Here is an 18966-nt window from a genome sequence, read left to right as displayed (position 1 = left end):
GACCGGGACGATGCGATCGCGTATCGTGGTCGATCCCCGCGATCGCAAGATCAACGCCGTCTTCTTCCGCCGCGTGGCGTTGCTGGTATGGCCCTATTGGCTGCGGCGGTGGGCGTGGACGCCATGGGCGCTATTGGCGGCGGCCTTCACCTGCAACGCGCTGAATGCGGTGGCGAGCGGCTACAACACCCAGCTTGTCGGGGAGCAGACCAACGCCCTCGTCGCGAAGAGCGTGGATACATATTGGCCGCTGACCCTGACGATCGCTGCCCTGTTCGTCGGCAAGGGAGTTGTTTCCTGGGTTAGCGACTTCGTGACCAGCTATCTCGAAGTGCACTGGCGCCGCTTTCTGACCACTTTGCTCGTCGACCGCTATCTGGCCAATCGTGCCTATTACGACATCAATATCGACAGGGACATCGACAACCCCGACCAGCGGATTCAGGAAGAGATCGCTCCGCTGTGCAAGGCACTGGTTGCCTTCCCTCCGATGATCTTTTCGATCGGCTTTTCGATTACGATCCAGATGGCGCTACTTTCCCGGATATCGCCGCTGATCGCACCGGCGATCTTCGTGCTTTCCGGTATCCGCATTCTGGCATTCTTCTATGTCTACCGGCCGGGAATCGGCATTGCGTGGGACGTCAAGATCGCCGAGGCGGACTTGCGCTACGGCGTCCTTCACGTTCGCGACAATGCCGAAACCATCGCCTTCTATGGCGGTGAGGAGGCCGAATGCCAGCAGATCGACACCCGCCTGCGCCACGCCGTGCGCCAATCGGTCCGCAACATCGTGAACGACGTTCGGGTCCAGTTCTTCATACGGCTGTTCGAGTTGGCGGAGTTCGCCCTGCCGTTGATCTTCGTCATCCCGCTCTATCTGTCGGGGAAGATCGAATTCGGTGCGATCGCCTCGGCCGCAATGGCGACCATGGTCATCCAGAGCGCGATCGGCAATTTCGAAAGGTTGATCCCGACCTTGTCCCATGTCGCGCCCAATGCCGTGCGTCTTGCGCAAGTTTTAGAAAAATCACGGGAAATCGAAGAGCGGCACCGGACGCGCGCGGAGAAGCCCGGTCAACATTCCATCGCGCTGTTTCGTGGCGGCGATTCGATCCGGGTCGATCATGTGACCTATCAGACGCCGGGCGGCGAACGCAGCCTGGTGCGGGATATCAGCTTCGACCTGGAGCCCGGTCAGCGCATGATCGTGGTCGGCCAGACGGGCGTTGGCAAAAGTTCGTTCCTGCGCGTCCTCGCCGGCTTGTGGACGCGGGGCAGTGGACGGCTGGATCTGCCACCGCTGGAGCGGATGCTGTTCATGCCGCAAAAGCCGTATATGATGCTGGGCACGCTCCGCAGCCAGTTGATCTACCCGAAGCAGGATGCTGGCGATGTCGAGGACGAGGTGCTGCTGGCGGCGCTGCGGCGCGTCAATCTGGGCGATCTGGTCGCCTATCATGGCGGGCTCGACGCCGAACAGGACTGGTCGCGCATCCTGTCGCTAGGGGAGCAGCAGCGGATCGGCTTCGCCCGCTTCCTCATCAGCAAGCCCGCCCATGTTTTCCTCGACGAAGCGACCAGTGCGGTCGACGTCGCGACCGAGGCGCTGCTGTACGGCCTGCTGGTCGAAGCGGGCGCGACCGTGGTCAGCGTCGCGCACCGCACCAGCATCATTCCGTTCCACCACCTCATGCTGGAACTACGCGAGGGCGGCTGGTCGCTGCGCCCCGCCACCATGCCGTCACCGCCGGTCGCCGAGGGCGTGATGGCGGATCAATCCAACGCCGCGTTGCCGGAGATCGACAGATGACAGGTAAATTGACGCAAATTGCCATCGGCATCGGAGCTGCGGCGCTGGCCGCTCCGGGGATCGCCGCGGCACAGGCCTCCGGCGGGACGACGGTTCGGGTCGATTTCGACGCCTTTGCCATGTTCGTGAACGCGGAACCGATGGTGAAGGCGGTCATGCTGATCCTGCTCGCGGCCTCGTTCGTCAGTTGGACCTTGTGTGTCGTCAAGCTGAGGGAGTTCCGGTCGGGGCTGCCGGCCGTCAAGGCGGCGACCGTCAGGCTCGCCAGCGCCAAAAGGCTGTCGGATGTCGATGGGCTGGACCCCGCGACCGCGAGGATGGCGCAGGCGGCGGTCGATGAGATCGCGCAATCGGCATCGTTGATCCAGGCCGGGAGCATCGCGGGCGCCGGTCAGCGGGCGGAGGACCGGATCGCCCGGATCGAGGGGGATGCGGTGGCGACGATGCGACGCGGGCTGCCGGTCTTCGCGTCGATCGGTTCGGTCGGTCCGTTCGTCGGGCTGTTCGGAACGGTGTGGGGCATCATGCACAGCTTCACCGGGATCGCCGCGGCCAAGACGACCAGCCTCGCCGTCGTCGCGCCGGGCATTTCGGAGGCGTTGCTCGCGACCGCGCTCGGGCTGGTCGCGGCGATCCCGGCGACGGTGATGTACAACTACCTGGTTCGCCGCCTGGCCGTCTATCGCGGCGCACTGGAGATGACCGCGACGCTGGTCGCCGGGCTTGCCGGGCGTGAGATCGAGGATATGGCGCTGGCGGCGGGACGGCAGCAAGCCGCCTTCATCCCACAAGCGCGGAGCGCCTGAGCCATGGCGATATCGAACAAGCTCGGCGACGATCTGGAGGAATGCGCCGACCTGAACCTGACGCCGTTCATCGACGTGATCCTCGTCCTGCTCATCATCTTCATGGTCGCGGCACAGGCGTCCAACGTGTCGCAGTCTGTGGACCTGCCGGGATCGAACGCGAAGGCGACACCGCCCGCGACGCGCCCGGTGGTCGTATCGATCGACGCACGCGGAACGCTGTCGGTCAATGATCGCCCCACGTCTCGCCGCGAACTCGGCCGCGCGCTGGCCGCCGCCGGTGCCCGCGCCGATGATCGCCTGTTGCTGGCCGCCGACAAGACCCAGACCTATCAGGCGCTGATGGACATTTTCGACGATCTTCGCGCGGTGGGCTACACCCGCGTCGCCCTGGCCGCGCGAGAGCGGTAGGGATGGGCGATCCGGGATCACCATCGGAATGGCGCAGGCTTGCGCCCGGCTTGCTGGTCGCAGCGGCGCTCCACGGCGGCATCATCCTGGGCCTGGCGCTGAAATTCGGCCAGCCTCTCCAGGTCATAGCGGCACCGCCCAGCCTGGCTGTGGAACTGGTGCCGCTGCCGCCATCGCCCGCACCGCAACCGCCGCGGCCGCAACGGCAACCCGACCAGCCGCAGCCCACCCCAGCGCCGCCGACGCCGCCCTCACCGCTGGACAAGCTGAAGCTGCCCACCGCGCTGGCGCATGACGATGTCACGCTGCCCCCGCCGGCGGTGTCGAAGCCACCACCGCCCGCCGCTCCTGCCGCGCCCGACGTTCCGGTTCAGGCGGCCGCCGTCAAACAGGCCGATCGCGATCGGACCGCCAGCGCCATCAACAGCGACGCCAACGCCAAGCCGAACTGGGAGTCGATGGTCCTGGCGCGTCTGGAGGCGGCCAAACGCTATCCGGCGTCGGCGCGCTTCGCCCATGAGGAAGCAACCATCGTCGTCCGCTTCACCGTCAGTCGCGCGGGCAAGGTGCGCGACGTGCGGATCGTCGGTCGCAGCCCGTTCGTCGATCTGGAAGAGGAAACGCTGGACCTGCTGCATCGCGTCCGTCTGCCGCCGCCTCCGGCGTCGATCGGCGACCAGGATCTGGCGCTGACCGTGCCGATCGAATTCTCGATCAGCACCGCCCGTTGAAAACGCCCCCTCGACATGGAGCGGCGGGCGCATACACTCCTCCGAAACAAGTGATTCGAGAGGATATGTCTGGCGGCGGACCATGCGGTGGATGGGGGGCAATCGTGTCGGATATCTCGAACATGCTGGGGCTTCCGTGCCTCCGGGGGGATCGCCTCTAATGTCGGCGGCCGAGCCTTCCGTCGCGCTGGATGGCATCTTCCGCCTGCATCACGACTGGTTGCGCCGGTGGCTTCGCCCGCAAATGACCCATGCGCATCTGGCCGAGGATATCGCGGCCGAGACGATGCTGCGGCTGATCACGATCGCCGCGCGTCAGACGATCGTGGAGCCGCGGGCGGTCATGACCGTGATCGCGCGGCGTCTGATGTCCGACCTCCGCGCCAAGGACATCGTCCGGCTTCAATATGCCGCCGCCGTCGCCCATCTGCCGCCCGCGCTCGAACCGTCGGCGGAGGACCGCCTCATCATCCTCGAGGCGCTCCGGCGGATCGAGCGCGTCCTGCGACCAGTGTCCGCCAAGGCGCGGACGGCCTTTCTGCTCAGCCAGATCGATGGGCTTCGCCATGCGGAGATCGCGGAACGGCTGGGCATTTCGGTCAGCATGACGCGCAAGCACATCGCCGCGGTGATGCAACGCTGTTATCATGAATTTCAGGATGACGAATAGGGCCATGCCGGTGACGCCATCGCCGCACGTCGTGAACGAAGCGATCGGCTGGATGATGGCCGTGCGCGAGGATGCGCTGACACCCGCCGAACGCGCCGAATTCGACGCGTGGCTGGCCCACGATGTCACGCATCGTTGCGCCTGGGACCGCCTCAACGGTGCCCTGGCGCCATTCCATTCCGTGTCGACCAGCGTCAGTGGCGCCGCGCTTGCCGCCTCGATCGACCGTCACGCGATCTCCCGCCGCGCCGCGCTGCGGAAGGGGGGCGGCGCGGTGGCGGCATCCGTGCTGGCGTTGTTGCTCGCCGATCGCGTGACCCCGCTGGTGGACCTCTTCGCGCAATATCGCACCTCGACCGGGCAGCGCCGCCGGTTCGACCTGCCGGACGGGAGCGTGCTGATGCTGGACGCCCGCAGCGCGGCCGATCTGGTGGCCCCTGGCGGGCGGAGGCATGGACTGACGATCGACGAAGGTATCGCGCTCGTCGACGCCAGGGCGGCCGAGACGCCCTTCGGCGTGGCGATCGGCGGGTTGCGGGCGAAATGGCGGGAAGGCCGGGCGATGTTCGTCAATCGAGCGGGCGTACGCCAGGCGATCGCTGTCGATCATCCCCTCTTCGTCGACCTGCCAGGTTCGGCCTCGCGGATGTTGGCGCCGGGCCGGGGAATCCAGTGGGACGGCGACCGCTTCGTCGAACTGGCGTCGAACGAAGTCCTGAACTCCGCCAGTTGGGTGGAGGGCAAGCTGATCCTTCACGACCGCCCTTTGCGCGCGCTGATCGACGCCGTCCGTCCCTATCAGATGGGCATCCTGTCCATCACCGAGCAGGCGGCACGGATTCATGTGAGCGGTGTCTTCGATCTCGACAGGACCGAAGAGACTTTGGAGATGATCGCCTCGTTGTTCCCCATCCGCATCGTCCGGTTCGGACGCTTCTTCCTGCGTATCGAACCGGGCTGACGGATCACTCTTCCTGTTATTCGCTGGCCACGCATCCTTTCGCGTTATGGAATGATTCGGACAGCCATGGGGCCTGAATCCTAAGCACGGAATTTGCTACCGGAAGCGATGGGAGGCTCCCTTCACGCCGAAGGTCATTTCAACAGGTTCCGCCACGTCGCCACCCTGTCCGTGCAAGACAGCCTTGAAACGGCTTGAGGCATAGGCGCCGACCGGCTTTCCTGCGGCGCGGCGAAGGGTCAGGGTACGCGTCGCGTCGTTCCAACGGCAGGTGACGATGGCATGGTCGCCCTGTTCATAGGCATAGTCGAGCCCGCCATCCTCATAGACTTCGCACGACCCATCAGCACCCGGATAGACGTGGAGCACGATGCGGTCGCGGATGCTCTCGGCGGTCGACTGGGTCACGGGGCCATGCGCGACGATGCTGCCCGCGCGGACATGGACCGGGATGCGATCGAGCGGGGCCGGGACGTCATGGACCTGTCCGCCCTGGCGTCGCTCGCCGGTCCAGTAATCATACCAGCCGCCGGGCGTCGACGGCAGATAGACAGGCCACCGCTCGACCCCGCCCTTCAGCACCGGCGCGACGTGGAGCGCCCGGCCGAACATATAGCTGTGCGTCTGGTCGAGCGCTTTGGCGTCGTTCGGGAAGTCGAAGACCAGCGGCCGCATCAACGGCGCGCCGGTCCGCCAGCAATCCGCCCCCATCGAATAGAGATAGGGCATCAGGCGATAGCGGAGTTCGAGATATTGCCGTCCGACCCGCTCGACCGTCTCGCCGAAGCGCCAGAGTTCGGTGTCGGTCTGATAGCCATGCACGCGCTGGAGCGGCAGGAAGGTGGCATATTGCAGCCAGCGCAGGAAGCATTCGTGATAGGCCGGGTCGGTATATTGCCCCTTACCCGGCCGGAAGAAGCCGCCCGCATCGACCGTCCAATAGGGATAACCGGCCGCCGCCATGTTGAGCCCCGCGGGCACCTGGCGGCGCAGCGTATCCCAGTCGCTGCCGATATCGCCCGACCATGTCGCGGAGGCATAGCGCTGCTGCCCCAGAAAGGCCGATCGGGTCAGGATCATGACGCGCCTGCCCGGATCGAAGGAGCGTTGTCCGTTGTAGACGGTCCGAGATACCTGGAGCGGATAGGTGAGCCGGACGCGTTCGCCCGGCCCGCCGAACATCTCACGACCCGCCAGATCGTCATTCTCCGGCTCGGTCGCATCCTGCCACCATGCGTCGATGCCGAGGGTCGAAAGCCGACGCGACTGGTTCCTGGCGTAGAATTGCGCGGCCTCCGGGTTGAACATGTCGACCCAGTTGGTTTCCTCGATATAATAGCCCAGGCCAGCGACCTGTTTCCCCAGTTCCGAATCCCGGCCGATCGCCGCCCAGACCGACAGCATGAACCGCATGTCCATGGCGTGCAGGTCCTTCACCATCGCGGCCGGATCGGGATAACTGACCTCGTCGAAGCGCATCGCGCTCCAGCCATATTTGCCCCAATATTGCCAGTCCTGGACCATGACATCGACGGGCAGGCGTCGGCGGCGGAATTCGCGGGCATTCTCCAACAGTTCGGCCTGGCTGTTGTAACGCTCGCGGCACTGGATGAAGCCATAGGCCTAGCGCGGCATGATCGGGACCGCGCCGAGCAGGTCGCGATAGCCGCGCATCACCTCGTCCGCCGATGGCCCCGCGATCACGACATAATCGATCGCCTCGGCGACCGGCGACTGCCACTGCGTCATCGGGCGGACGGGACCGAAATGCAGGACCGGCGCCTCGTCGCTCTCCGCCCGTACCCGGACAAGATGCTCGCCCGCGCTCAGCGGGGTGATCGTGCTGGTCGTCGGCGGCAGCCAGCGATTGGCGAAGTCGAACAGGGGCTTGCCGTCGATCTCCATATGATAGCGCGACGTCATCTTGCGCCCCAGGTCGAGCAGCAGCGCATGATCGCCCGCCGTTGTGACCGTGAAGCGGCCCTCGAAAATCGCGGGCCGTCGCGCCACGGTCGCGTTGCCGTTGGTCGTGGTGACGTCGACATTGCTTGCCCCGCCGTCATAACCGACCAGGGCCAGATCGACGCGCCCCTCGGGTGGGTTGAGTTCGCTGAGGCCCGTATTGTGCCACAGCAGGCCATAGCCACGGCTGGACAGGACGAAGGGCAGGCTGATCTGCGTGTTCACCTGCGTCAGCCGTCGCGGCAGTCCGCGCAGGTTCAGCGCGCCATCCTGGAAGCAGCCGGTGCCATAAAGGCGCTCGTCCGGCGCGGAGTCGAATCCTTGCGTCGCGGCCATCGTCGCATGGTCGCGGACCTTGGCATCGACCAGCGAGCGCGTGCCCGGCGTCTCGCGCAGCAGCAACCGGCCACCCGCGTCATGAAAGCTCAACACGCCCGACGACCGATCGAAGGTGCAGTGCAACGCCGGCAGACGGAGGGAAGGGGCCGCCCCCTTCGAAACCACCGCCGCCGGGAAATGCTGGCCGGGATCGGCCAGGATGTCGGGCATCGTCAGGATCGGGGTCAGCGGTCGGCGGGTGAAACGCACCCGCACGGCCCGTTCGGTCAAGGCCGTCAGTTCGAGCGTTCCGCCATCGACGGGGATCGAGAGATCCGCACGTGGGACCGCCGCCTTGGCCCGAAATGGCAGGGTCGTGATGGCACCCATGGCCGTTGCGCTCTGGAGCATCGCGCGGCGGGAAAAGGTGAAATGGTCCATCGAACTCCCCGAGTCGAACTGTCGTCAGCCCATTCTCGGCAAGGCCGGAGGAGCCGTGATTTCGATATGTAGCTTTACGCTATTATCGAAGCAGTCAATGATGTTCGGGGGCAGCCGGAGATCAGGGCTGGCTGCCCCCTTGAATCACGGATCGCGCGTCAGAACTTCGCCCGCAGACCGATCAGGTAGCGTCGGCCGGTCAACCGGTAGCCAAAGACCTGCTCCGGAACTTCGGAATAGGTGAACTCCTTGGCATTGTTCAGGTTCAGGGCGTTGGCGCTCAGCGTCAGGTGCGAATTGATGTCGTACATCAGGCTGGCGTCGATCTGGCCATAGCTGGCGAAGTAGAGCGGCAAACCATTACGCCCATTGGCTTGGGCGAGATATTTGTCGCGCCAGCTATAGGCGACGCGCGCCTGGAGGCCGTATTTCTCGTAGAAGCCGACCAGGCTGTACGAGTTCTTGGACAGGCCCTCCAGACCATAGCTGGTTCCGGTGACCTGATTCTCATAATTCGCGTCGCTTGCGGTGTAGGTGTAATTGGCCTGCACGCCCAGGCCATCGAGCGGGGAGGGCAGGTTGCGGAACGCCTGCCGGTAGTTCAGCTCGAAGCCCTTGACCACCGCGCCCTTGCCATTGGTGGGCGTGTTCACCTGGAAGGTGATCTGATCGACCTTCTGCGGGGAGGTCGAACGCGAAACGAAGCTGTCGATGCTCTTGTAGAACACCGCGCCCGACAGCAGCGAGTAGCGATCGATATACCATTCGACCGCCGCGCCGACCTGCGACGCCCGGAACGGCAGCAGGTTGGGATTGCCGCGCGTGATCTGTTCGTTGCCGGGGTTGGACAGGATCGACTGCGCGGGCGACAGATCGGTCAGGGTCGGACGGCTCATGACGCGCGACGCATCGGCGCGGATGACCAGCTTGTCGGTCAGGTCGAGGCGCGCGTTGAACGACGGCAGCAGGTCGGTGTAATGCCCCTTGAAGCCGACCGGCACGACCGGCGACAGCACGATCGTATTCTGTCCGGTGCCGTTCGACACCGCGCTGATGATGGTCTGGGCCGCGCCGTCCGAACTGAAGCTGGTATCCTCGAACCGGACGCCGGTGTTGATCGCCAGCGGCATGGTGCCGAGTTCGGTCTTCACATCGAACATCAGATAGCCGATCCACACCCGCTCCTTGACCACGGAGCTTTGCGCCGGATCGTAGACGGGCCGCTGATAGCCGACGAAGCCCGGTGCGGTGCTCTTGAAGCCGGCCAGCGTTCGCGCCATTTCGCGCGGGTCATAGGTCACCCACTGACGGATCGTGTTGCCGTCATAGCCCGGAAACCAGTTGGACGGGGTAACCGAGAAGAGCGACGACGGCAGCGGGTAATAGACCTGGCCGCCGCAAAAGGCGCATTGCGAGGCACCGGGTTGTGCGATTGTGCTCGCGAGCTTGTCGCGATTCTCCCGCGCGGCGCCGATCGAAATCTTGACGTCGTCCGTCGGACTCCACTCGCCATCGATATGGGCTTCCAGCGTCTTGTCGGTGGTGTTCGTTCCTCCCGCGAATTCGTAATGGGCGCCGATGTGCGATAGATCGGTAGGCGCGTTGGCATAGCCTGGATTGCTGAAGGCGAGGTTGAAGATGGGCGACCCGGTTCGGCTATCCCACTCCATCGTCGTATTCGTGCGCCGGATCGTCGAAAAATACTGATCGTCATTGCCGCGTCGAGTCGCACGCGATGCCGACAGATCGCCGCTGATCTTGAGCGGGCCGTGATCCCATGTCAGGTTGCCGCCGATGAGCAGCGTGTCGGCCTTTCGTGGCGTCCGCGTCACGATCTGGTCCATCGTGCCACCCGTGAACTGCTGGTAAACCGCGCGGTTGTTCGACCCGACCACCATCTTCGACAGGGTGCCGCCGCTGAAGTCATAGGCCAGGCCGCTCCCGGTATCGAGCTGGTCGAGGCGCGAGTAGAAGGCATCGCCGGTGAAGGTCAGTTCCTCGGTCGCCTTGGCCTGTATGGTGCCGCTCAGGCCGATCCGCTCACGGTCCGAAAAGGACATGGAGGGCGAGATGTTGGACGGCATGATGACGTTGTTGAAGGTGCCGACCGACGACGCGACGCGACCTTTATAATAATCGTCATTATTGCTGTGGCGGACCCAGCCTGCACCGATGTCGAACGAGTCGACCCGGACGTTGCGCTTCTGATAGGACGCCACCAGCGATGCGCCGATCGTCTCGTCCGCATTGTGCCAGCTCACCACGGCGGACGCGCGCGGGTTCCACTTGGCGGACAGGTCGTCATACTGCATGTCGAACGACCCGGCGAGGACGAACGACTTTTGCGTCAGCGGGCGAAGCGTGCGGATGTCGACTGTGGCGCCGATGCTGGCGCCGTTCAGCCTGGCCATCGGGCTCTTGAACACGTCCGCGCCCGCGATCAGTTCGGACGGCAGAATGTCGAAGCTGAACTCGCGACCGATATTGTCGGTCGCCAGCGTACGTCCGTTCAGCGTCACGACGTTGAACTGCGGACCCAGGCCACGAACGGAGACGAACTGCCCGTCGCCGCCGTTGCGAGTGATGGTCACGCCGGGGATGCGCTGGAGCGACTCGGCGACATTCTGCTCCGGCAATTTGCCGATGTCCTGCGTGGTGATCGAGTCGACCTGATTGATCGCCGCACGCTTGAGGTCGATCGAGGCCTGCTGACTGGCGCGCAGGCCCGTGACGATGATGTCGGCGGAGGACGGCGCATCCGCATCGGCGGGCGTTGCCGATTGGTCGGTGCCACGCGCCCCCGGAGAGGCGGTGCTCGGCGACAAACCATCCTGAGTTTGGGCGAAAGCCGGTGCCGATACCGCAACCAAGCCCACGCCACACAATAAAGCCATTTTTACAGCCATTTGCCCCTCCTTTTGAAAATCATCTTTACGTGATTCTGATATATCAATATCGGGAAATTTGATTTGTGCAAGTGGTGTGTTGGGGGATGGCTCACAAAGAGGAGGGCGGGGTGCGACAGAAGACAATGACCGGAATGTCTTCACGCGCATCCAAAAATCGCTTGCACGATGAATCCAATTGAATATGTATTTTGATATATCAGAATAGGAGAGGTGTGATGGGGCAGCGATCGACGCTGACGGAATTCCGTATCACGCGATTTCAGTATCCGCGCATCCGCCCCGTCGGCGACTCGCAGGTGCGAAGCGAAGAGGTCAATGTCGCGACGCTGGAACTGATCGACGGCGAGGGGCGTGTGGGCCTGGGCTTCGTCCAGGCGCTGTTCACCGTCCTGCCCGACGCGGACGAGATCGCGCGAATCTTCGCCGAACAGGCCTGGCCGAATCTGGAGGGCAAGGGGCCGATCGAACTGGCGATGGCGGTGCGCCATGCACGCGGCGGCAATGCCCGGCGGATGACGCTACCGTTCGAGGAGGCGATCCAGCACGCGGTCTGGGATCTGCTCGCGCAACAACAGGACATGCCGCTGTGGCGCATGTTGGGCGGCGATCGGGAATCGGTGCCGGTCTATGCCAGCGGGCTGGACTTCCACCTGTCGGACGCGGATTTTACCGAGCTGTTCGGCAACGCGGCCGAGCAGGGCTATGACGCGTTCAAGATCAAGGTCGGCCATCCCGATCTGGCGCGCGACCTGCACCGTCTCGACCTGTTGCGCCAGGCGGTGGGCGCGGGGCGCAAGGTCATGGTCGACGCCAACGAAGCCTGGACCGCGCAGCGCACGATCGAGGCGCTGCGCTGCTTCAGTCGCGCGGGGCATGAGATATACTGGGTCGAAGACCCGGTTCCGCGTGACGATATCGACGGGCTGCGGCTCATCCGCCAGCAGGGCGTGACCTATGTCAATTCGGGCGAGTATCTGGATCTGACGGGCAAGCGGCGGTTGCTGGAGGCGCAGGCCTGCGACATGCTCAACGTCCATGGCCAGGTCGGCGACGTGATGCGCGCCGCGTGGCTGGCGGGGGAGCATAATGTCGAGGTGACGCTGGGCAACAGCTTCCTGGAGATCGGGGTCAACATGGCGCTGGCGCTGCCCGGCGTGCGGTGGCTGGAATATAGCTTCCAGAATTTCGACCATCTGGTCGAGCAGCCTTTCCGTATCCGCGATGGCAAGATCTACGGCAGCGACCAGCCGGGCCACGGCTTGCGGCTGAGCGACGCGGCGCGGCGCCACCACAGCCGGCCCGAACTGTCCAGCACCAGCCCGTCGGTCCCGGCATGACGATGTCGCGTCCCTCATTGGCGGCGGCGGGAGGGGCGATGCCCCGTCCGGCGCGGCATTGGCGGCTGATCGTCAGCCTCGGCATCGTCTTCTTCGTGCTGCTGACCCTCTATGCCAGCGTGCTGGGCGTCCTGCTGCCCAACCAGATCCAGGATATCGACCCCGCGACCAAGACCCGGACATTGGGCATCGTCTTCGCGATCACTTCGGTATTCAGCACGCTGGTGACGCCGCTGGCCGGGGCGCTGTCGGACCGGACGCGCAGCCGCTTCGGGCGGCGGACGCCGTGGATCGTGATCGGCGGCGTGATCGGGGGCGGGGCCATCATCCTGGTTCCCCATGGCTCCGGCATCGTGTCGGTGACCGCCTTCTGGATCGTGGCGACGGTCAGCCTCAATTCGATGCAGCCCGCGATCACCACCATCGTCGCGGATCGCTTCGTCGAGGAGCAGCGCGGCTTCGTGTCCGGCGTGGTCGGCGCGGCGATGACGGCGGGCGTGTCGGCGGGCACCATCTTCGGCGGCCTGCTCGCGCACGACCTGCCGCGCGCCTATCTGATCCTGGGGATCGCCATCATCGTCGCCTGCCTGGGCTTCGTCGCGCTCAACCGGGAACCGCGCGAGGCGCTGCCCCCGGCACCGCCCTTCCATCTTGGCGCATTCCTGAAATCCTTCTGGATCGATCCGCGCCAGCACCCGGATTTCGCCTGGGCGTTCCTCGGCCGCTTCACCATCTATATGGGCTATCAGGCGATCGTCACCTACCTGCTCTATATCCTTCAGGATTATGTCGGGCTGTCGCAGGGGGATGCCAATGGGATGATCGCGCGGCTGTCCTCGGTCACCTTCGTCGCGCTGGTCCTGTCGGGGCTGGTCTCGGGCTGGCTGTCGGATCGCCTGCGTCGTCGCAAGCCGCTGGTCTTCGCGGCGGGCATCATCATGGCGGTGGCGGTGAGCGCACCGCTGATCCAGCCCAATGCCAGCGGCATGTTCGCCTATGCCGTGCTGATCGGGCTGGGTTATGGCGCGTTCATGTCGGTGGACCTGGCGCTGATGACGCAGGTCCTGCCCGCCGGAACCGGATCGGCGGAGGATACCGGCAAGGATCTGGGTATCCTGACCACCGCCGTCAACGTGCCCCAGATCCTCAGCCCGGTGCTCGCCGCGATGCTGCTGGGGATGACGGGCAACGACTATCCGCTGCTCTTCATGGTCGCGGGTGCATTCGTCCTGATCGGAGCCTGTTTCGTCCTGCCGATCCGCAGTGTGCGGTGATGGCTGACATATCAATTTCCCTTCGCGCGCGCGCGATGTTGATCCGTCGTGCCGATCCACCCTATTCAGGTTGCCATGGCACGCACCAAGATATCGCATTCCGAAACCGAAACCGCGGCTTCGCCCCCGCCCAAGGAGACCCAGGGGCTGGCCGAGCAGGCGTATCGCGCCATCCTTCAGGGGCTGTTCGACCGGACCATTCCGTCGGGCGCGGAACTGTCGCAGAGCCTGTTGATGAAGCGGCTGGGCATCACGGTGCAGCCGCTCCGCGACGCGCTCCGCACGATGGAGGCGGAGGGGCTGGTCTCGATCCATTCGCGATCCTGCATCCGCTTCATCAAGGCCGATCTGGAACTGTCGCGCTCGACCTATCAGTTCCGCTCGCTGCTGGAGCGGCCGGGCGCCCGCGCGCTGGCCGAGACGGGGGAGGCCAGCGATATCGAGGCAATGCTGGCCGATCACCGCGCGCTGATCGCCGATTTGGAGGAGAACGGCCTTCATGCCGAGCAGGAGGCGCGGCTGAAGGAGATGGAGGAGCGGCTGCACGGCGCGCTGATCACCGCGCTCCGCAATCCGCTGATCGAGATCACCGCACGGCGGTTAAAGAATTACGTCACGCTCGTCCGGCTCGATCGGCTGGTGACCACGCCGCTGGCGCTTCGAACGCTACGCGAGCATCTCGAAATCCTCGAGGCCTGCGCGCGGCGCGATGCCGATGCGGCGGAGGCGGCGCTGGCGATGCATTTCAAACAGGCGTTGCAGCGGATCCTCGGCATGGAGTGAGGGCATGCGCGTGATCGACGCCCGCCATAAGGGGGCGCTCGACACCGCGGCGCATCGAGGGGTGATCCCGTGACGATAGCGTCGGCCGACCCGTCGGTCGCGACCGACGTCGTGCATTCTCCGCCGACCGGCGTCCGGAATGCGGGGCAAGACTTTCATACAATAGGAGAGAAGGCGATGCGGAAGCTGCTTGGGTTGCTCACGACCGGGATGACCGCCGCGATCATGGCCGCGCCGGGGGTGGCGCAGACCCTGCCCGCGCCGTCCATTCCCCCCGAACCGATCCCCGCGACCGCCGAGGAAATGCTCGAAACCCCGCATATCCTGCGGCGACCCGCCGGCGTGCCGGTGGTCGTCACCGTGTCGCCGCGCGGCGACGATGCCGGGGACGGCTCGCCCGAGCGTCCGTTCGCGACGTTGACGCGGGCGCAGGCGGCGGTCCGGCAGCTCAATCGCGGGAGCGACGTCACCGTCCGGCTGATGGACGGCGTCTATCGCCTGCCCGCGCCGCTCCAGTTCGGCGCGGCGGACGGCGGGCAGAACGGCCATGTCGTCCGCTGGGAAGCGGCCCCCAATGCCCGACCCGTCCTGTCCGGCGGCACCAGCGTGACGGGCTGGCGACTGGCTGACACCCAGCGCGGCATCTGGGTCGCGTCGATCCCGATGGGCTCGGCCCCGCGCCAGATCTGGGTCGAGGGGCGGATGGCCAAGCGCGCCACCGTCGAGGCGTCGCGCCGCGCCTTCGCCTTCCACGACTGGGGGATCGAGATCGTCGATCCGGCATGGCGGTTCCTGGCCGACCTGCCCGACCAGGGCCGCATGGAGGTGGAGGGGACGAGCTGGTTCACGCACCGTCACGCCGTGGTCGACCATATCGACGGCAACCGCATCGTGATGAAGCAGCCGGGCTGGCAGAACAGCATCATCGGCTATGACACGATCGCCCAGCCGCTGTCGGGGGAGAAGGCGCGCTTCTTCCTGGTGAACGCGCTCGCCTTTCTGAAGAAGGGCGGCGAATTCTATGCCGACCCCGCCAAGGGGCAGCTTTACTATAAGCCGCGCGCGGGCGAGGACATGGCGAGGGCGGAGGTGGTGATGCCGACGCTGCAATCGCTGGTCGCGATCGGCGGCACCTATGACGTTCCGGTCCGCGACTTGGCCTTTGTCGGGCTGTCGTTCCAGCATACCAGTTGGCTCGCCCCTTCCGGCCCGGACGGCTATGCCAGCCAGCAGAGCGGCGCGTTCCTGTCGGGACGGGTGCCCGACTATCCCGACCAGCCGATCCGCGATTGTAGCTGGGGGTGCCGCGCCTTCGAGACGACGCGTAACCGCTGGCATCAGCAGCCCGCCGCCGTCCAGGTCGCGGCGGCCACCCGCATCCGGTTCGAGCGCGATGATTTCACCCATCTCGGCCAGATCGCGCTGGGGGTCGGCAACAACGCCGACGCCAATGAGCGCGGCATCGGCATGGGCACGACCGCGATCACGATCGAGCGCAACCGCTTCCTCGATCTGGCGGGCGGCGCGATCATGGTCGGCGGGATCACGCCCGACGCGCATCACCCCGCCGTGCCGGAAGCGGGGGTCCGCGACATCCTGATCCGCAACAATATCGTCAAGGGCGTGTCGCAGGATTACCACGAACAGGCGGGCATCCTGGTCACCTATGCGACCGGCGCGGTCATCGTGCACAACGACGTGTCGGACGCGCCCTATGACGGGATCGATGTCGGCTGGGGCTGGGGCACCAACGATCCGGGCGGCAGCCCGGCTTACCGGGTGGCGAGCCGGGGCTATTACGATCACCCTGACAATCGCGTCTACGACACGCCGACCATCCTTCGCGACACGGTCATCCTGGGCAATCGCGTGCACAATGTGAAAAGCTGGTTCCCGGACGGCGGTGCCATCTATCACCTGTCGGCGGACCCCGGCGCGCTGATCGCGGAGAATTACGTCTATGACGTGCCGGGCGGGATCGCGCTCTATCTGGACGAGGGATCGCGCTACGTCACGATGCGGAACAATGTCGTCAGCAATGTCGGTGTCTGGCTGAACCTGAATTCGCAGGGCGACATGCTGCCGCTGCGTACCGCGATGGACAATGTCGCCGAGAAGAACTGGTATGATTCCGGCCGCCAGACCGGCGCATGGACCGACTATCTGAACAATCGCGCGGTCGACAATATGCTGGTGAAGGGCGGCGCATGGCCCGCCGCCGCCCGTGCGATCATGGACCGTGCCGGTGTGGAGCCCGAAAAGTGAGCGACGCGCCCGCTGGCATGGCGACGCGCCGTATCGTTCGGATCATGGACCTGGCCGACGATCCGGCGACGGTCGCCGCCTATGACCAGGCCCATGCGCCGGGCAACACGCCGCCGGAGGTGATCGCGGCGCAGCTTCGCCATGGGATCGCCGAACTGCAAATCTATCGGGCGGGCTGTCGGCTGGTGATGTTGATGGACGTGACGCCCGATTTCGATCCCGAGGCGCTCGATGCCGAGCGCCATGTGCAGGCGGCGATCGACCAATGGCATGTGCGGATGGGAGCGTTGCAACGACCGCCCTTCGCCGATGGCGAAGCATGGCCGGAGGCGGTGCGCGTCTTTCGGCAGTCGGATCATAGCAAAGAAACGGAACAGGCATGAAGCGATTGGAAGGAAAGCGTGCGCTGGTCACCGGCGCGGCGCAGGGGATAGGCCGGGCGACGGCGGAGATGTTCGTTCGCGAGGGCGCGACGGTCTTTGCGCTCGACCGGAACGGGGACGCGCTGGCGGGACTGGCCGGATGCACGCCGGTCGTCGCCGACCTGCTCGACGCGGCGGCGGTCGATGCGCTGGCGGAGCGGGTGGGGACGCTCGACATATTGGTCAACTGCGCGGGCTATGTCGATGCGGGAGATATACTGAACACCGACGAGCGCGGCTATGCGCTGTCGTTCGATCTCAACGTCCATGCGACGATGCGGGTGATCCGCGCGGTGCTGCCCGCGATGGTGGCGGCGGGTCGGGGGTCGATCGTCAACATCGCCTCGGTGGCGGGGGCGATGATCGGCGTGCCCAACCGCATGGCCTATTGCGCGTCCAAGGGGGCGCTGGCGGGCCTGACCCGGTCGGTCGCGGTGGATTATGTCGGCCTTGGCATACGATGCAACGCCATCTGTCCGGGCACGGTGCAGTCGCCCTCGCTCGACGAGCGGCTTGCCGCCACGGGGAATGCCGAAGCGGCGCGCGCCGCCTTCGTCGCTCGCCAGCCGATGGGCCGGATCGGTACGGCGAGCGAGATCGCGGCGCTGGCGCTGCACCTGGCGAGTGACGAAAGCGGCTATACCACCGGCTGCCTGATGGCGGTCGATGGCGGCTGGACCATGGCCTGACCGCATGGCGACGATCTCATCCGTCGAGGATTTCCGGACGGCGGCGCGGCGCAGGCTGCCGCGCTTCCTGTTCGACTATGCCGATGGCGGGGCCTTTGCGGAGGAGACGCTTCGTCGCAATGTCGAGGACTTGCGCGGGGTGACGTTGCGCCAGCGGGTGCTGCGCGATGTCGCGAATGTGGACCTCGGCACGACGATCCTCGGCCGTGACATGCCCTTGCCGGTCGTGCTCGGCCCGGTCGGCATCGGTGGCATGTTCCGGCGGCGCGGCGAGGTGCAGGCGGCGCGTGCGGCGCATCGGCACGGCGTGCCTTTCACCCTGTCGACGGTCGCCATCTGCGCGATGGACGAGGTGCGGACCGCGCTGCCCGAGGGGCCCTTGTGGTTCCAGCTTTATGTCATTCGCGACCGGGGCTTCATGCGCGAACTGATCGCGCGGGCCAGGGCGGCGCGGGCGGAAGCGCTGGTGTTCACGGTCGACATGCCGATCCCCGGCATCCGCTACCGCGACGCGCATTCGGGCATGTCGGGGCGGTTCGGCCCGGCGCGTCGCGTCATGCAGGCGCTCGGCAAGCCCGGCTGGGCCTGGGACGTGGGCCTGCGCGGGCGGCCGCACCGGCTGGGCAATCTGGAGCCCGTGCTCGGCCGTGACAGCGGCATGAACGATTATATGGGCTGGCTGGGCGCGAATTTCGATCCGGGCATCATCTGGCGCGATCTCGAATGGCTGCGCGCCGAATGGGACGGCCCGCTGCTGATAAAGGGCGTGCTCGACGTCGAGGATGCCCGCGCCGCCGCCGATTATGGCGCGGAGGCGATCATCGTTTCCAACCATGGCGGGCGGCAACTCGACGGGGTGCTGTCCACGGCGGCGGCGCTGCCCGGAATCGCGGCGGCGGTGGGTGATCGCCTGACCGTGCTGGCCGATTCCGGCGTCCGCTCGGGCCTCGACGTCGTGCGTTTGCTGGCTTTGGGCGCGCGAGGCGTACTCCTGGGTCGGGCCTGGCTCTGGGCGCTCGCGGCGCAAGGCGAGGCGGGCGTCGACCGGATGCTGACCATGCTCGCGCAGGAGATGCGCGTGGCGATGACGCTGACCGGCGCGGCCTCGGTGCGTGCGATCACCGACGACATTCTCGTCCAATCTCCATCCATCCGATAGCTTGAAGGGATCATC

16 protein-coding genes are annotated in these 18966 nt (G+C 65.7%); 13 read left to right on the top strand and 3 right to left on the bottom strand.

Features of this window, described 5'->3' with window-relative positions; genetic code table 11:
• The first annotated feature begins 10 nt into the window (after positions 1–10).
• The 6 genes from QE379_RS13240 (at position 11) to QE379_RS13215 (ending at position 5392) form a co-directional block, all read left to right on the top strand.
• Complete coding sequence (locus tag QE379_RS13240) at positions 11–1813, top strand: ABC transporter ATP-binding protein/permease (protein ID WP_307001105.1); 1803 nt, start codon at positions 11–13, stop codon at positions 1811–1813.
• On the top strand, positions 1810–2619 hold the full coding sequence (locus QE379_RS13235) for a MotA/TolQ/ExbB proton channel family protein (protein ID WP_307001103.1): 810 nt from the start codon (positions 1810–1812) through the stop codon (positions 2617–2619). The genes QE379_RS13240 and QE379_RS13235 overlap by 4 nt, the downstream gene beginning before the upstream one ends.
• Positions 2620–2622: 3 nt before the next feature.
• Complete coding sequence (locus QE379_RS13230; RefSeq protein ID WP_307001101.1) at positions 2623–3030, top strand: biopolymer transporter ExbD; 408 nt, start codon at positions 2623–2625, stop codon at positions 3028–3030.
• Between the two features lie 50 nt (positions 3031–3080).
• Positions 3081–3761, top strand: a complete 681-nt coding sequence (locus tag QE379_RS13225; protein WP_307001099.1) for an energy transducer TonB — start codon at positions 3081–3083, stop codon at positions 3759–3761.
• Between the two features lie 160 nt (positions 3762–3921).
• On the top strand, positions 3922–4431 hold the full coding sequence (locus QE379_RS13220; protein ID WP_307001097.1) for a sigma-70 family RNA polymerase sigma factor: 510 nt from the start codon (positions 3922–3924) through the stop codon (positions 4429–4431).
• Positions 4421–5392: a DUF4880 domain-containing protein gene (locus QE379_RS13215; protein ID WP_307001095.1), complete on the top strand. Its 972-nt coding sequence runs from the start codon at positions 4421–4423 to the stop codon at positions 5390–5392. Before QE379_RS13220 ends, QE379_RS13215 begins: the two co-directional genes overlap by 11 nt.
• Before the next feature lie 96 nt (positions 5393–5488).
• On the opposite strand, the gene QE379_RS13210 is transcribed toward QE379_RS13215, so the two are convergent.
• The 3 genes from QE379_RS13210 to QE379_RS13200 all read right to left on the bottom strand — a co-directional run bounded on the left by QE379_RS13210 (position 5489) and on the right by QE379_RS13200 (position 10938).
• Positions 5489–7003: a TIM-barrel domain-containing protein gene (locus QE379_RS13210; RefSeq protein ID WP_307003216.1), complete on the bottom strand. Its 1515-nt coding sequence runs from the start codon at positions 7001–7003 to the stop codon at positions 5489–5491.
• Between the two features lie 12 nt (positions 7004–7015).
• Complete coding sequence (locus tag QE379_RS13205) at positions 7016–8113, bottom strand: hypothetical protein (RefSeq protein ID WP_307001093.1); 1098 nt, start codon at positions 8111–8113, stop codon at positions 7016–7018.
• A 158-nt stretch (positions 8114–8271) separates the two neighbouring features.
• Positions 8272–10938 carry a TonB-dependent receptor gene (locus QE379_RS13200; RefSeq protein WP_307001092.1) on the bottom strand — a complete coding sequence of 889 codons (2667 nt, stop codon included), beginning with the start codon at positions 10936–10938 and terminating at the stop codon, positions 8272–8274.
• 299 nt (positions 10939–11237) lie between these two features.
• Here QE379_RS13200 and QE379_RS13195 point away from each other — a divergent pair, with 299 nt between their 5' ends.
• The 7 genes from QE379_RS13195 (at position 11238) to lldD (ending at position 18951) form a co-directional block, all read left to right on the top strand.
• Positions 11238–12359, top strand: coding sequence for a mandelate racemase/muconate lactonizing enzyme family protein (locus QE379_RS13195; protein WP_307001090.1), 1122 nt, complete (start codon positions 11238–11240; stop codon positions 12357–12359).
• Positions 12356–13633, top strand: a complete 1278-nt coding sequence (locus tag QE379_RS13190) for an MFS transporter (RefSeq protein ID WP_307001088.1) — start codon at positions 12356–12358, stop codon at positions 13631–13633. Before QE379_RS13195 ends, QE379_RS13190 begins: the two co-directional genes overlap by 4 nt.
• 75 nt (positions 13634–13708) lie before the next feature.
• Positions 13709–14416, top strand: a complete 708-nt coding sequence (locus QE379_RS13185) for a GntR family transcriptional regulator (protein WP_307001086.1) — start codon at positions 13709–13711, stop codon at positions 14414–14416.
• A 177-nt stretch (positions 14417–14593) separates the two neighbouring features.
• Complete coding sequence (locus tag QE379_RS13180) at positions 14594–16681, top strand: right-handed parallel beta-helix repeat-containing protein (protein WP_307001084.1); 2088 nt, start codon at positions 14594–14596, stop codon at positions 16679–16681.
• Entirely contained in the window at positions 16678–17064 is a 387-nt protein-coding gene (locus QE379_RS13175; RefSeq protein ID WP_307001083.1) for an L-rhamnose mutarotase, read from the top strand. The genes QE379_RS13180 and QE379_RS13175 overlap by 4 nt, the downstream gene beginning before the upstream one ends.
• Positions 17061–17792 (top strand): SDR family oxidoreductase, encoded by a 732-nt coding sequence (locus QE379_RS13170; RefSeq protein WP_307001081.1) that lies wholly within the window; start codon positions 17061–17063, stop codon positions 17790–17792. Before QE379_RS13175 ends, QE379_RS13170 begins: the two co-directional genes overlap by 4 nt.
• A 4-nt stretch (positions 17793–17796) precedes the next feature.
• Complete coding sequence (lldD, locus tag QE379_RS13165; RefSeq protein ID WP_307001080.1) at positions 17797–18951, top strand: FMN-dependent L-lactate dehydrogenase LldD; 1155 nt, start codon at positions 17797–17799, stop codon at positions 18949–18951.
• Positions 18952–18966: the final 15 nt, after the last annotated feature.

The organism is Sphingomonas sp. SORGH_AS_0879 (assembly GCF_030819175.1).
In the GTDB taxonomy this organism is placed as follows: domain Bacteria; phylum Pseudomonadota; class Alphaproteobacteria; order Sphingomonadales; family Sphingomonadaceae; genus Sphingomonas.
This window is presented reverse-complemented; position numbering and strand designations above follow the sequence as displayed.